The sequence below is a fragment of the Vitiosangium sp. GDMCC 1.1324 genome (assembly GCF_003044305.1).
Classification (GTDB): domain Bacteria; phylum Myxococcota; class Myxococcia; order Myxococcales; family Myxococcaceae; genus Archangium.
On the sequence record NZ_PZOX01000005.1, the window covers coordinates 356,360 to 371,006 of the forward strand.

Annotated in this window: 10 protein-coding genes; 2 read left to right on the plus strand and 8 right to left on the minus strand. The window is 68.4% G+C overall.

Translation table 11 applies throughout. The features are described 5' to 3' along the window. Nucleotides 1–51: 51 nt before the first annotated feature. Nucleotides 52–1,761 (minus strand): arylsulfatase, encoded by a 1,710-nt coding sequence (locus tag DAT35_RS17430; RefSeq protein ID WP_108068160.1) that lies wholly within the window; start codon nt 1,759–1,761, stop codon nt 52–54. Nucleotides 1,762–2,053: 292 nt separating this feature from the next. Between DAT35_RS17430 and DAT35_RS17435 the strand changes: the two genes are divergently transcribed. Beyond that, entirely contained in the window at nt 2,054–3,064 is a 1,011-nt protein-coding gene (locus DAT35_RS17435) for a formylglycine-generating enzyme family protein (protein ID WP_108068161.1), read from the plus strand. A 19-nt stretch (nt 3,065–3,083) separates the two neighbouring features. On the opposite strand, the gene aqpZ is transcribed toward DAT35_RS17435, so the two are convergent. The 4 genes from aqpZ to smc form a co-directional block, all read right to left on the minus strand. After that, a complete protein-coding gene (gene aqpZ, locus DAT35_RS17440; protein WP_369945859.1) occupies nt 3,084–3,917 on the minus strand; it encodes an aquaporin Z in 834 nt (277 codons plus the stop codon). A gap of 264 nt (nt 3,918–4,181) precedes the next feature. Beyond that, nucleotides 4,182–4,526: a hypothetical protein gene (locus DAT35_RS17445; protein WP_108068162.1), complete on the minus strand. Its 345-nt coding sequence runs from the start codon at nt 4,524–4,526 to the stop codon at nt 4,182–4,184. Beyond that, the gene (locus DAT35_RS17450) at nt 4,523–5,536 is read right to left on the minus strand and encodes a DUF2092 domain-containing protein (protein WP_108068163.1); all 1,014 of its coding nucleotides are present in this window, start codon (nt 5,534–5,536) and stop codon (nt 4,523–4,525) included. The genes DAT35_RS17445 and DAT35_RS17450 overlap by 4 nt, the downstream gene beginning before the upstream one ends. A 165-nt stretch (nt 5,537–5,701) precedes the next feature. After that, nucleotides 5,702–9,301, minus strand: coding sequence for a chromosome segregation protein SMC (gene smc, locus DAT35_RS17455; protein WP_108068164.1), 3,600 nt, complete (start codon nt 9,299–9,301; stop codon nt 5,702–5,704). Between the two features lie 435 nt (nt 9,302–9,736). On the opposite strand from smc, the gene DAT35_RS17460 reads away from it, so the two are divergent. Further along, the gene (locus DAT35_RS17460) at nt 9,737–11,008 is read left to right on the plus strand and encodes a hypothetical protein (protein WP_108068165.1); all 1,272 of its coding nucleotides are present in this window, start codon (nt 9,737–9,739) and stop codon (nt 11,006–11,008) included. A 3-nt stretch (nt 11,009–11,011) separates the two neighbouring features. Here the strand turns inward: DAT35_RS17460 and DAT35_RS17465 are convergent, their stop codons facing one another. The 3 genes from DAT35_RS17465 to DAT35_RS17475 form a co-directional block, all read right to left on the minus strand. Then, nucleotides 11,012–12,049: an acyltransferase gene (locus DAT35_RS17465; protein WP_158501751.1), complete on the minus strand. Its 1,038-nt coding sequence runs from the start codon at nt 12,047–12,049 to the stop codon at nt 11,012–11,014. Nucleotides 12,050–12,192: 143 nt separating this feature from the next. After that, nucleotides 12,193–13,533 carry a hemolysin family protein gene (locus DAT35_RS17470; RefSeq protein WP_108068167.1) on the minus strand — a complete coding sequence of 447 codons (1,341 nt, stop codon included), beginning with the start codon at nt 13,531–13,533 and terminating at the stop codon, nt 12,193–12,195. A 16-nt stretch (nt 13,534–13,549) separates the two neighbouring features. Then, complete coding sequence (locus DAT35_RS17475; protein ID WP_108068168.1) at nt 13,550–14,365, minus strand: lipopolysaccharide assembly protein LapB; 816 nt, start codon at nt 14,363–14,365, stop codon at nt 13,550–13,552. Nucleotides 14,366–14,647: the final 282 nt, after the last annotated feature.

The window sequence follows — 14,647 nt, forward strand, 5'->3', positions numbered from 1 at the left end:
CGCGTCAGGCGCGGCCGCCCGTGTCTCATGACGGGCGGCCTCATCTCGCCCTTAGACGTGAGCCTGCTGGAAGCGGGCGATGGCCTGCTCGACCTGATCGGCGAAGTGATGGAGCACCTCGCCGATGTTCGTGGTCGCGCCCTCCTCCTCTTCCTCGCGCTGCGCCTTCATCTTCGCTGACTTCTCCTTCATCTTCTCGCGCACCCTGTCCTTGAGGGGCCCGATGCTGAGACTGCCGGGCGCCTGGCTCGGTGGATAGTCGATGAGGCTCTCGGCGAACTGCCGGACGAGCACCTGCCCTGGCACGAAGAGGAACATCCGTTCGCCATACCAGCTGGTGTACTGCCCCGAGTGCGTGGCGTATTCGAACGGGTCGGAGCGCAGGTTGATGATGTAGGGCCATGCGGGGTTGAAGCGCTTGCCGCTGAACCACATGTCCGGCCCTTCGCCGTCCTGATAGGAGAAGATGAGCTTCCAGTCGTCGTAGCGGACGGCGGCGAGGTTGCCGCTGTCGAGCACGTAGATGTACTCATGACGCTTGCCGGGCCCCTGGCCCGCGAGCAGCTCGCGCTGGTCGTACCCGTCCAGGTACACGCGGAACTTCTTCTGGCCCACCTGGAAGCCCGTCTTGCACCGCTCGACCAGATCCTCGGGGCCTCCCGCGGCCGCCACGAGGGTCGGCATCCAGTCCTCGTGGGAGAAGATGTCATTGATGATGGTGCCCGGCTGGATGATGCCCGGCCAGCGCATCACACAGGGCACACGGACACCGCCCTCCCAGGTGGAGCCCTTCTCGCCCCGGAACGGCGCGTTGCCACCGTCGGGCCAGCCCATCTTCTCCACGCCATTGTCGGTGGAGAAGACGACGAGGGTGTTGTCCGCGATGCCCAGCTCCTCGAGCTTGGCGAGCAGGGCGCCCACGATGTCGTCGAGCTGGGTCATGGCGTCTGCGTAGAGGCCCTTGCCCGTCTTGTCCTTGTATTTGTCGCTGAGGTACGTCCACACGTGGGTGCGCGTGGTGTTGTGCCAGACGAAGAAGGGCTTGCCCTCCTTCGCCGCCCGCTCGATGAACTTCAGCGAGGAGTCCAAGAACTCGTCGTCCACCGTCTCCATGCGCTTCCGCGTGAGGGGCCCGGTGTCCTCGATGCGCTGCTTGCCCACGCGACCCCAGCGCGGATCCTCGGTCGGATCGTCCCGGTCCGTCGCCCAGCAGTGGAGCACGCCCCGCGGCCCGAACCGCTCCTTGAACTTCGGATCCTTCGGGTAGTCGGGGCACTCCGGCTCGTTCTCGGCGTTGAGGTGGTAGAGATTGCCGTGGAATTCATCAAAGCCGTGCACGGTGGGCAGATAGGGATTGGAGTCGCCCAGGTGGTTCTTGCCGAACTGGCCACACACGTAACCCAGGGGCTTGAGCATCTCGGCGATGGTGGGGTCCGAGTCCTGCAGTCCGTACTTGGCGCCGGGCATGCCGATGGTGGTGAGCCCCGTGCGCAGCGGGTTCATGCCGGTGATGAAGGCGGCGCGGCCCGCCGTGCAGCTCTGCTGCCCGTAGCAGTCGGTGAGCAGCGCCCCCTCCTTCGCGATGCGGTCGATGTTCGGGGTGCGGTAGCCCATCATGCCCTGGTTGTAGGCGCTGATGTTCCAGTACCCGATGTCATCTCCCCAGATGACGAGGATGTTGGGCTGCCGCTGCTCGCCCTTCTTCTCGTGGCCATTGCCCGTTTTCGAGTGGCCGTTGCCCGTCTTCTTGCCCTGCGGCATGTGCAGACTCCTTCCTCATGGGGACGACCGTCTCCGGTTACTTCGCGCCGGGCACTGGTGCCCGGGGATGTGTCCTCCGGAACAATCCGTGCGCATCCCGGCCGACACAGGGCAACGAGGTGGCGAGCGGCGGCATGGCGATGCCCGTGTCCTGTCCTCCGGGGAGGGACGGGCGGCGGCTCATGAACACGTGCCCCGGCCTGGAGTCCCGGGTGGCCCCGCTCCGGACGCTCCCCAGCTTGCGCCTGGGTAGGGAGCGCGAGTGCTCCACCCGGAAGAAGGGAGCGCACCCATGAGCACGGAAGACATTGGAGTGTCAGCGAGCCTGGAGACCCGGCCCCAGGAGCAACCCGCTCCGTGCAAGGCTCCGTTCCCGGACATGGTGTGGATTCCCGGCGGCACCTATTGGATGGGCTCGGATCACCACTACCCCGAGGAGAGGCCCGCCCATCAGGTGACGGTGTCTGGCTTCTGGATGGACATCCATCTGGTGACGAACTCGCGCTTCGCCTGCTTCGTGGAGGCCACCGGCTACATCACCGTGGCCGAGCGCCCACTGGACGCCAAGGATTATCCGGGAGCGGACCCCGCAATGCTCGTCCCCGGCTCGCTCGTCTTCCGCAAGCCCGAGCAGCGCGTCAGCCTCGACGACTTCTCGCAGTGGTGGGCCTATGTGCCGGGCACCTGCTGGAGGCACCCCGAGGGCCCCGGCAGCACCTGGGAGGGACGCGAGCAGCACCCGGCCGTCCACGTGGCCTTCGAGGACGTGGAGGCCTATGCCACCTGGGCCGGCAAGGAGCTGCCCACCGAGGCCGAGTGGGAGCGCGCCGCGCGCGGAGGCCTGGACCGCAAGAGCTACGCCTGGGGAGACCTGCTCTCGCCCGAGGGCCGGATGATGGCCAACACCTGGCAGGGACAGTTCCCCATGCAGAACCTGCTCGAGGACGGCTACGAGGGCACATCCCCCGTGGGCACCTTCCCCGCCAACGGCTACGGCCTCTTCGACATGATCGGCAACGTCTGGGAATGGACCACGGACTGGTACCAGGACCGGCACCAGGGCAACCGGGGCAAGGCGTGCTGCATCCCGGTGAACCCGCACGGGCCGGCCAGTCCGGAAGGAACCCAGGACCCTCTGACGCCCCAGGTGATGATTCCGCGCCGCGTGCTCAAGGGCGGCAGCCACCTGTGCGCGCCCAACTACTGCCAGCGCTACCGCCCCGCCGCGCGCTCCCCGCAAGCGGTGGACAGCGGAGCCGGTCATCTCGGCTTCCGCTGCATCGTCCGTCCTCCCTTCCAGTGAGCCGCACGGAGGAAACCCCTCAGGAGGGGGTATCCACCGGGCGCCGGGTGGCCAGCCGCTCGGCCCGCTCGCTCTCCAGGGCCCGCTCGGCACCGGTGGCGGTGATGGCCGCCGAGGGGCGATGCACCGTGCGGTACACGGCCGCCGCCGTGGCCCCGCCCAGCAGGGGCGCCACGATGAACACCCAGAGCTGGCTCAACGCCCAGCCTCCCACGAACAGCGCCGGCCCCAGGCTGCGCGCTGGATTGACGGAGGTGTTGGTGATGGGAATGCCCACCAGGTGCACGAGCGTCAGCACCAGGCCGATCGCCACTCCGGCGAACCCCACGGGAGCGCGGGCGTCGGTGGCGCCCAGCACCGTCAGCACCAGGAAGAAGGTGAGGACCACCTCGGCCAGGAAGGCCGCGCCAATGCTGTACCCTTCCGGCGAGTGGGCCCCGAAACCGTTGGCCGCCAGCCCCTGGGAGGCCGCCGAGTAGCCCTCCGGCGCGCCCTTGGCCAGCAGCAGCACCACGCCCGCGCCCACGATGCCCCCCACGCACTGGGCCACCACGTACCCCAGGGCGTAGCGGCGCTCCATCTTCCCGCTGAGGAGCAGGCCGAGCGTCACCGCGGGATTCAGGTGACAGCCCGAGATGGGACCGATGGCGTACACCATCGCGAGGAGCGCTAGCCCGAAGGCGAAGGCCACCCCGAGGAAGCCAATCCGCGCCCCCGCGAACACGGCGGCGCCCACGCCACCGACCACCAGGGCGAACGTGCCGACGAACTCCGCCCCGTAGCGCCGCATCGCCTCCGTTCCACCGGAGGGAGCTGCAGACCTCACCTCGACCTTGTCCATGGTCAGCCTCACCAGGCGGGAGCCCGGACTCATATCCGGTTCCCACCAAACGGGTCTCACGGGTCACGCTGTGCACGGTGCTTCACGAAGCAATCACCCAGGCAACGCACTCCCCCGCGCCTGCTGGGTCCGCGGATGGGGTACTCCCAGCGGGGCGGTCTTCCGCTCGGCGCCCACCCTGAGCCCCGCCGCCGGCCGCACTCCGACGATCTGCGCGTAGGCGAGCCCCTGGGGAATGAGCATCGCGCTGATGAATTCCTTCGGGGCTGTCAGTCCTCACATGGGCGTCGGGACGTACACGAGGTTGGGGCCGTCGTAGCTCGGCCGGTAATAGGTGGTCCCGCACTTCTGGTACACGACGCCCGCGTTGACGACCTCGACGCAGCCAGCGGGCAGCGTGGACACCACCGCTGCCGTCCCTACCGCGGCCGCTGTTCCCACTGCGGCGGCGGTCCCCACGGCCGCTGCCGTGGCTGCTCCCGCATAGGCCACTCGCCGGGTGGTGCGGCGGGCCACCCCCGCATAGCTCATGGGCGTCGCGGGCATGCCAATCACGGCCAGCGCCTCGCCCGCGACGAGCACGAGCGCAAGCGAGAGGGCGGAAAGGTGAGCACGTTTCATTTCTTGCCTCCTTGGGTCTCCGGTACGGCCGACTTCACCGTGAGGAAGTCGATGCGCTTGGCGTCTCGGGGCGGAACGAAGTGGAACACCTCGTCGGGGAGCCTGGGCGAGAAGTTCCACTGCGTGAGCTCGACCGAGAACTCGGGTGAGCCTTGAACCTTCTTCGAGGTGATCACGAACTTGCGCGGCGCGGGCTTGGGCCCGTCCTCGATCCAGATCTGCCAGTCGGTCTCGTTTCCACGAAACGCCAGGTGGTGGCAGGGAACACCGCGGACGGAGCTCATTCCCAGGTCGGTCCCCGAAACGACGTCCTCCATCAGGACCTCATAGGGATTGCTGTAGAGCAGATCCGCCCCGGGCGCCTCGATCCCCAGCTTCTCGCGCGCGGCATCGATCGCCTCGTCGAGGTTGGGCGGGGCATCCGTGGTCGCGTAGTAGTGTCTGTACTTCCCGAACAAGGTGAAGCTGCGTCCGTCGTAATAGAACTCCGCGTCCACCTTCTCTCCGCGCCGGTCGCTCCTGAGCATGTTGGGCCGCCTGACCCGAACGGTGCTCGAGTGCTCGAACTCCACCTTCTCTCCCGACTGGAGCACGACCTCCATCGAGCCGTCCGCCTCGACACTGAACTCCTGCTGGCTGGCGAGGAAGTCGCTCATCCCCTTGAGCAGCGAGCGAGCCTTGGGATCGACGTCAGGCTTCTGGGCGTTTTCTGCCTCCGGGGATGCTGCCCAGAGAGTTCCGCCAGCAAGCGCGGCGAGCACTGCGATTGGCCCGACCCACCGCCGCAGGACTGTGGCGGTTCCAAGGTGCTGCCCCCGTGGCACTGGCTTCCCCATCTTCGCCTCCGGCCGCGACCAACGGAGCCCCGGGTGGGAGGGGCCGTGGATTCGCGGACTGTGGAGAATCTGATGAGCACCCGATCGAGAAACAACCGCGGCTCCTCCACCCGCTCTCGGCCAGGCGGAACGCCCGCACAGCAGTTCGCCGCCCTGCCGATGAGGCCAAGGCATTCCCAAGCGAACGAGAGTCTGAGCTCGAAGGTCTGGACGGTGTCGCTGCCGCCGGGCATCCGAGCGGCGCGTACTCCAGGGCGGGGCAGGCGCGGAACCAGCCAGGCGCGAAGTGGGAGCCCGGAAGCCGGGCTCCCGTCCCCTCCCGGAGGAGAGGGGTAGCGGCTACGCCGCGGTGACGTTGTCGTTGGCGGCCTTGGCCTCGCGCAGCTTCACGCTCACCAGCTTGGAGATGCCGGGCTCTTCCATCGTCACGCCGTACAGCGTGTCCGCCACTTCCATGGTCCGCTTGTTGTGGGTGATGAGGATGAACTGCGACTGCTTGCTCATCTCCTTCACCATGTCGTTGTAGCGGCCCACGTTGCCCTCATCCAGCGGCGCGTCGACCTCGTCCAGGAGGCAGAAGGGCGTGGGCTTGATGAGGAAGATGGCGAAGATGAGCGCCACGGCCGTCAGCGCCTTCTCGCCGCCGGACAGCAGGTTCATGCTCTGCAGCTTCTTGCCAGGGGGCTGCGCGACGATCTCCACGCCCGGCTCCCCGCCCTGCCCCTCGTTCGTCAGCACCAGGCTGGCGCGCCCGCCGCCGAACAGCCGCGGGAAGATGGCCTGGAACTTCTCGTTGACGATCTCGAACGTCTGCTTGAAGCGCTCGCGGCTCGTCGCGTCGATGCGCCGAATGGCCTCCTGCAGCTTCTCCACCGACTCCGCCAGGTCCTTCTTCTGCGTGAGCAGGAACTCCGAGCGCTTGGACAGATCCGTGTGCTCGTCGATGGCGGTGAGGTTGATCTCCCCCATCTTCTCCACCTGCGCGCGCAGGTCCTTCAGCTCCTGCTCCGCCTCCGCGCTCAGCGACGGCAGCATGTGGTAGCGGTGGACCTCCTCGCTCAGCTCCGTCGCGTGCCGCTCGCGGATGCCCGCCACCAGGTGCTCCAGCTCGAGGGCGATCTCCCGCTCGCGCAGGGTGATCTGCGACAGGCCCTGGGTGAGACCTTCCAGCTTCGTGCGCAGCTCGCGGAACACGTTGTCCTGCTCGCGCACCCCGGCCGAGGCCGCGCCATGGGCCATGCGCCGGGCATCCAGGCCCTCGGACACACCGCGCAGCTCCTCGGCCTTCTTGCCGCGCTCCTCCTGCGTCTCGGAGATGCGGCGCTGCAGCTCCTCCACCCGCGAGGCGCCCTCGCGCACCGTGGACTCCAGCTTGCGCACCCGGCCCGCCATCTCCTCCTTCTGGGCCAGCAGGCTCTCCAGCTCCTTGCGAGCCGACTCGCCGCGCTCGCCGCCGGCGGCCACCTTCACCTTCAGGCTGGTGAGGTTGCTCGTGGCCGTCTCGCCCCGCTGCTTGAGCGACTCCAGCTCGCCCACCAGCTGCTTCACGCGCTCCTCGCGGCCCTCGCGGTCCGTCTGGCCGTGCGCCACCTCGCCCCGGCTGTTCTCCTCCTCGTGCGCCAGGCCGTCGTACATCTGCGTGAGGTGGGACTCGTCGGCGTCCAGCGCGCGCAGACGGTCGCGCACCCGCGCCAGGTCCTCGCTCGCCTTGTGCAGGTCCTTCTCCTGGCTGGCAAGGCTCAGCTCCTCGGCGTGCTGGTTCTTCGCCAGCCCCTTGAGGACGTCCTCCGTGTCCCCCATCTGCTTCTGCAGGGTGTAGTGCCGGGTGAGGATCTCGTTGTAGCGCTCCTCCACCCGGGCCACCTCGGTGGCCAGCTCGGCGATCTCGCGCTTCTTCTGCAGGGCACCCACCGCGGCGCCCTCGCGCTCGCCGCCGGTGATGGTGCCATCCGGACGGAACACCTCACCGTCCAGGGTGACGAGCGTGCATGCATTGCCCTCGGCGTCCGCGTAGGACTTCGCGGCGGCCAGGTCCTCCACGATGACCACATCCCCGAGCAGCAGCCGCACCACCGGCTGGAGCGACTCCTCGCACGTCACCTCGTCGAGTGCGCGGGCCAGCACCCCGGAGCGGGCCATGTCCGGCTGCACCGCGGAGGGAACGCGCTCGGGAGGAGGCACCGGCAGGAAGCTGCCCCGGCCCTCGGCGGCGTCCCGGAGGTACTCCACCAGCTCCACGCCTTTGTCGCGGCTCTCCACGACGACGTGCTGCAGGCGCTCGCCCAGCACGGCCTCCACGGCGCGCTCGAAGCGAGGCGTGGTGGAGATGACGTCCGCGACGAGGCCGAAGATGCCCTGGGTCCGGGCGTCGTCACCGGCGCGCACCATCACCGCGCGCACGCCCTTGTCGAAGCCCTCGTAGTCCTTCTGCAGCGCCTCGAGCGAGGCGAGCCGGCTGCGCTTGTCGCTCAGCTCCTCGCGCAGGCCGATGACCTGGACCTCGTTCTCCATGAAGGCCTGACGCGTGCGCATCAGAGCCTCCTCCTCGTGGCCCTTGCGCTCGGCGAGCTCCACGGACAGGTGGCGGCTCTCCTCCACCCGGCGAGCCACCTCCTGGCGCACGTCCTCGAGCTGCTTCTCCTGCTCGCGCAGCGCGTCCGCCTCGGTGCGGTTGCGCGAGCGCCGGGCCTCGAGGTCCGTCTTCTGGCGGGCCAGATTGACGAGGTTGCTCTCGTGGTTGGCCAGGCGGCTGGCCACGGTGACGAGCGCCGCGCGCTCCTGCTCCAGCCGCAGGGAGATCTCCGTCTGCAGCTGGCTCACCCGGCGCAGCTCCTCCTGCGCCACCTTCATGGCGACCTCGTCCTCCTTCCACGAGCCGGCGATGTTGCTGAGCTCCGCCTCGCGGGAGGCCATGGTGTCGGCCACCTCGGACTGGCGGGCCAGGAGCGCGCTGAGCTCCGTGTCGGACTGGGCGACGCGGGCGCTCGTCTCCTCCAGGTCCTTGCGCCAGTAGGCCAGGTCCTGGTCCGCGCGCTGCACGGCGCTCTCCAGCGTGTGCACGTCGGCGGAGAGCTTCTGGAGCGCCTCGGCCTCGGCCTCCAGCTCGGTGCGGCGGTTGGCGATGACCACTTCCAGCTCGCGCAACTTCTCCAGGCCCTCGCGCTCCTCTGTGCTCACGCTGTCCAGCCGCGTCTGGAGCACCTTGGCTTCCGCGTGCAGCTCCAGGAAGCGGTGCGAGGCCGAGTGCAGCTCGATCTCCCGCATGCGCGTCTTGAGCTTCTTGTACTTCTCCGCCTTCTTCGCCTGGCGCGAGAGGCTCTCGAGGCGGCGCTCCAGCTCGCTCGTAATATCCGTGACGCGCAGGAGGTTGGCCTGGGTGGCCTCCAGCTTGCGCTCGGCGGCCTTGCGGCGGGACTTGTACTTGGTGACGCCCGCGGCCTCTTCAATCAGGTGGCGCCGGTCCTCGGGCTTGCTGGAGACGATGAGGCCCACGCGGCCCTGCTCGATGATGGAGTAGGCCTTGGTGCCCACGCCGGTGCCGAGGAAGAGCTCGGTGATGTCCAGCAGGCGGCAGATGGTCTTGTTGATGAGGTACTCGGACTCACCGCTGCGGAAGAGGCGGCGGGTGACGGTCACCTCGGAGAGGCCGGAGAGGTGAACCGGGAGCGTGTCCGTCTCGTCCACGTGGAAGGTGAGCGACACCTCGGCCATGGACAGGGGCGGCTTGGACTCCGAGCCGTTGAAGATGACGTCCTCCATGCCGCGGCCGCGCAGGTTCTTGGCGCTCTGCTCGCCCATCACCCAGCGGATGGAGTCCACCACGTTCGACTTGCCGCAACCGTTGGGGCCGACGATGCCCGTCACCCCGTCATCGAACGTGAAGACGCTGCGTTCCATGAACGATTTGAAGCCGGTGATGTCCAGGCGCTTGATTCGCATGTGAAACGGGCTCCCGAAAGGTGTGCAGGCGAGGGAGAAAGCGCGCCGGAGGCCGAAAAATCGGCCTCGGAGCGTTCAGACGAGTAGCACGCTGGATCTCAGCCGATCAAGCATGACCCTGCCATGCGTGACGATATGCGAGCAGGCAAGCATGGCGCCCAACGGCCTGGCGACCGGGGGGTTGTCCGGGCGGGAACAGACCTTATCTGCACTCAATCGTTTCTGGAGGCGACCTGGGTTCAGGCCCCTGCCTGCTCTCTCCCTCCTCGTAGGAGCGTCCGGGGCGGGCATACCAGATGGGTCTGACACGCCTGCTCCCCAGGCGGGCAGCCCACCCCTCGCCCTGTCACTCCTGCTGACGCACACCCCGTCCACCGGCTCGGCTTCACCTACGACTCCGGCCGACACCGGGCGGCTGACGTAGGCTGGAGCGTCATGGCCCTCGTCATCCGCTACCGCTGCCATGCCTGTGGAGCCCATGTGGACTCCACGGGCCACGCCGCCTGGGTGCGCTGCGGCTACTGCCGTGCGCTGGTGGGAATCGACTGGCAGGCGTGGTTCGAGTCCCCCGCATACGCGGAGTGGCTCCGGAGCTACACGGCGCTACAGCCGAAGTTCACCGCCCTGCAGCAGCATCGGACCCAGGCCGAGGCGGCCGTCCGAGCGGGCCGGCTGGACGAAGCGGAGCGGCACCTGCGAGAGGTGGTGACACTCCAGATGGAGGTGACGCCACAGCTCTTCCCGCCGGAGGTCCGCACCGATGCGGCCTACCGCGAGCGCTACATCCGCTACGAAGCCTGGTCCCGTCTCCAGACGCTCGAGGACCCCACCCTCGCGGCGCTCGACGCACAGATGCAGGCGGTCAGCGTCTCGATGGATCTCAAGGATCCCATTCCCACGGCGGAGAAGGTGCTGGACATCGTGCGCCAGCACTACGACCGCCTCTTCACCCTGCCCGGCTTCGAGGATCCCGACGGCATGCCTCCCGCCTCGCGCTGCCGGCTCTCCCTCACGCTGATCGCCAATGCGTACCTGCCGCTGCTCTCCCCCGAGCAGCGGCTCACCCTGCTGCGGAGCGTGCACGGTGCGAACAACGTCCTGGAGACGGGGAAAACAGCCTCGGACGAGGTGGGCGTGTACCTCGAATGGACGTGCCCCACCTGCGGACTGGTGTCGTTCCAGGGGCGCACCGCGACGGAGCTCACATGTGTCGGGTGCTTCTACAAGCGCCCCTTCTCCGCCGACGTGCTGGGGCTCGACGAGGTCTCCACCCGCTGCGGAAGCTGCGGTCACCCGGTGACGCTCCCCGAGGGGACATTGGAGCTGCCCTGTGACGTGTGCGGTGCGCAGGTGCGGCGGATCGCCCGGACCGGCGCGGTGGAGCAGACGTTCTCGCGAGACATGGCGGCGCGTTACGGCACGGGGCTTCCGGTGCTCCCGGACGAGGGGGCGCCCGGGCTTCCGGTCACGGAGAGCAACCGGTGGGAGCTGCGCCTCGCCGGGCTGGCGCGCCAGGCGAGCTGGTACGCGAAGATCGTCCCGCTGTCCCGCTACGTGAGGCTCGTCCGCCAGAGCTTCCCGGAGCTGACGGACGCCGAGCGCGCAGCGATGCTGGAGCGCGTGGGAGAGCTGAAGACCTTCGAGGGGCTATCGGAAGATGGCCGGGTCCGGCTCGCCGAGGCCCGGGCGAAGCTGTTGGGCGCGTGACGGTCAGCGCTTGAGACGCCGGGTCCACTCGAGGCAGGGAGCCTCCACCCAGGTGTGCAGCAGGTGGGCGACGGAGATGCTCACCGCGAAGATGACTCCGAGGAACGCGAGGGCGACCGCGTCCGAGGGCGGAGCGACGCGCGACTTCACGGACATCAGGAGCATGCACAGGGGCACGTGAACGAGGTAGAGGCTGTAGGAGATGCGACCCAGGTACTGGAAGGGCCGGGCGGCGAGCCAGGAGTAGAGGCGCTGGCGGCGTCCGGCCACGTAGAGGATCGACGTGGTGGCGGCCGTCACGAACACGCGGTCGTCGAGCTTCCACAGGAAGAGGCCCCACAGCCCGAGCGTGAAGACGTACCAGACCGCGCGAGGCAGGCGGCCCTCGAGCGTCCACCACGTCAGGGCGCCGGCCAGGAAGACGAACACATGGGGAGGCAGGTACCGCACGTGAATCCGGGGGGACACCGTCTCCACCAGCCCCGTGGGCCAGGCGAGCGACAGCACGAAGAGGACCGCGAAGAACAGCGGCAGCACGCCCTCGCGGCCCGTCCGGCGGGAGAGCGCCTGGGCGAGTCCCAGGAGCACGGCGAACGCCAGGTAGAACTGGAACTCGATGCAGAGGGTCCAGAAGGCGACGTTGAGCTGCCCGTAGCCGAGGATGTCCTGCAGGTAGAGCAGGTGCGAGAGCAGATGCGGCCCCGAGGGCAGTCCCGCGGGAGTCCGGGTCACCCACGCGCGCAGGAACTCGTAGCCGCAGAACAGACCGATGGCCACCCAGTAGGGGGGATCCAGACGCAGCGAGCGGCGGAGGATGAAGTTGCCGATGGCCCCCGGGGACAGGTGCGTGCGGCGCAGCGAGAAGGCGATGACGAAGCCACTCAGCGCGAAGAACACCTCGACGCCACGGTTTCCGAAGACAGCCAGGCGCCCCATCAGCTCGGACAGGGCCCCCGCACCGGCGAACCGGAAGAGGCCCACGGAGTGCGGCACCACCACGGCAAGCGCGGCGAACCCGCGCAACCCATCCACCAGGGCCATCCGGCGAGCGGAGCCCCCTGCCTCGGGAGAGGGCCCGGCCTGCCCGGCGACGGACGGGGGCCCGGGCTCAACGGAGCGAGGCGCGTCGGAGGCGGGAGTCGAGGACGGGGACGACATGCAGACCGGGAACAAACGAGCGCGGCTCAGGCATCCGCTGGCGCCGCCACCGGGGGCTTCGGGCTCGACTGGGGTTCGACCGTCACCCGCACCACACGAGGCCCATCCACCTCCTCCACCTGGATGCGCCACATGTCCAGCTTGAGCGAGTCCCCCTTCTCCGGAATGCGGCCCAACTTCGCCATGATGTAGCCGGCGATCGTCGTCACCTCGACCTCCTCGTCCTCGATCTCGAACGAGACGTCCAGGCGATCCTCCAGGTCATCCAGCTGGGCCGTGCCCGGCAGCTCGAAGCGGCCGCCCGGCAGCGAGCGCACCTCGTCCACCCGGCGGCCCAGCTCGGCGACGTCGCCAACCACCTCGGCCACCACGTCCGCGATGGTGACCAGCCCCGACGTACCGCCGTGCTCGTCCACCACCAGTGCTGTCTGCCGGCGCCGTCGGCGGAACTCGTTGAGCAGCTGCTCCAGCGTCACGTGCTCCGGCACGTACAGCACCGGCCGCTGCACCTGGGACAGGCTGCGCAGCTCGCCTCGGGACAGGAGGAAGAAGAGGTCCTTCACGTTGACCAGCCCCTCGACCTCGTCCAGGTTGCCCCGGCACACCGGCAGCCATGTGTGGCCCGCGGCCCGCGCGTCCGCGATGCACTTCTCCAGGGGCTCCTCCATGTCCAGGAACTTCACCTGGTTGCGCGGCACCATCACCTGGCGAGCCGTCTTCTGGGCCATCTCCAGCGAGCGCTCCAGCAGCTCCGCGCGGGCCGTGGTGATGGCCCCCGCCTGCGCCGAGCTGTGGAGGATGACGCGCAGCTCCTCCTCGCTGTGGGCCTCCTGCGCCTCGTGCGCGGTGTCCAACCCGAAGGCCTTCAACACCCAGCCCGCCACGCCGTTGAGCAGCCAGATGGCGGGGTAGAAGAGGAAATAGAAGAGCCGCATGGGCAGCGCGACGGCGATCGTCGTCTGCTCGGCGCGCTGGATGGCGAAGCTCTTGGGTGCCAGCTCTCCCACCACGATGTGGAGGAAGGTGATGATGGCGAAGGCGATGGCCACCGCCAGCGAGTGCGCCAGCGCCACGCCCGCTGCCTCCGGCACCACCCGCGTCAGCACTGGCTCCAGCAGGTGGGCGAACGCCGGCTCACCCAGCCAGCCGAGTCCCAGCGACGCGAGGGTGATGCCGAACTGCGTGGCGGAGAGGTAGGCATCCAACTTCTCCACCATCTTCAGGGCGGAGCCGGCACCCGGCCTCCCCTCATCCGCCAGTGCCTGCAGGCGGGTGTGGCGGATCTTCACGATGGCGAACTCGGTCGCCACGAAGAACCCGTTCGCGAAGACCAGCAGCAGCGCCAGTCCGAGGAAGACCCATTCCATAGAAGAGCTCAGACGCTCAGAAGAGCGCCTCGAACTCGGGGTCGCCCTTCAGCGAGTCGAACATCGTATCCGTGGCCAGCCAGCCCTGCACCTTTTGGCGATCCGCCGTCACGGCCTTCTGCAGATAGGTCAACGCATCCGGCCGGCGGCCCCACAGCGCATAGAGCGCAGCCAGGTTGTAGTTGAGCAGCAGATCCTCGGCGTTGAGGGCGCGCGCCTTCTCGTAGGAGCGCTCGGCCTCGGCGTAGAAGCCCTTCTGGGCGTAGCAGATGCCCAGGTCCAGGTGCGCCTCGAAGTTCTCCGCCTCCAGGCGGACCACTTCCTTCAGCTGGGTGATGGCCGAGCGGTAGTCCCCCTCGTCCATCAGCAGCGCGGCAAGCTCGTGCCGGGGGAAGGCGTCCTGCGGATCCAACTCGATGGCCGTCTGCAGCTCGCGCATGGCGTCCTCGATACGCCCCTGGTCCGCGTAGGTGAGACCCAGGTTGAGGTGCGCGTCCGGATACTCGGGGTCCAGCTCGATGGCCTCGCGGTACTCGGTCACCGCCATCTCGGCCGCATGCGTGGAGAGGAAGCAGGCGAGGTTGTAATGGGCAGTGGGGCTCTCCGGCTCCAGTTTGAGCGCGGTGAGGTACTCGCCCAGGGCCTCGCGGAAGAGCTTCTTCTCGGCGTAGACGGTGGCGAGGTTGTCGTGCGCGTGGGCGGAGTCCGGATCGAGGTCGATCGCCTTCTTGAACTCCTTGATCGCCTCGTCGAGCCACCCGCGATCGGCCAGTTCGATGCCGCGCGAGTTGTGCTCGTCGGAGAGTACGATGTTGTCCTTTTCCCGGGCCATGAATTCGCGGGGCAATCTACGCGCCGCCACTTTCGCGGCGCAAGGAAGAGTCATGCCTCCCGCCGAGGGCTCGGCGGGTAAACCCTCAGGCTGCCCCGACGGGCCCGCCCCAAGGGAGTCCGGCGCAGGAAAGGGGTGCTCACCCCCTCCCCCAGGACTCGGGGGAGGAGGCAGGCAGAGGACTACTTGCGGCGCGCGCGATCGCGGCGGCGCTTGAGAGCCGACTTCTTCGAGGAAGCACGGTTGGACAGCTTCTTCTTGCTGCGATTTCCCTTCTGGGCA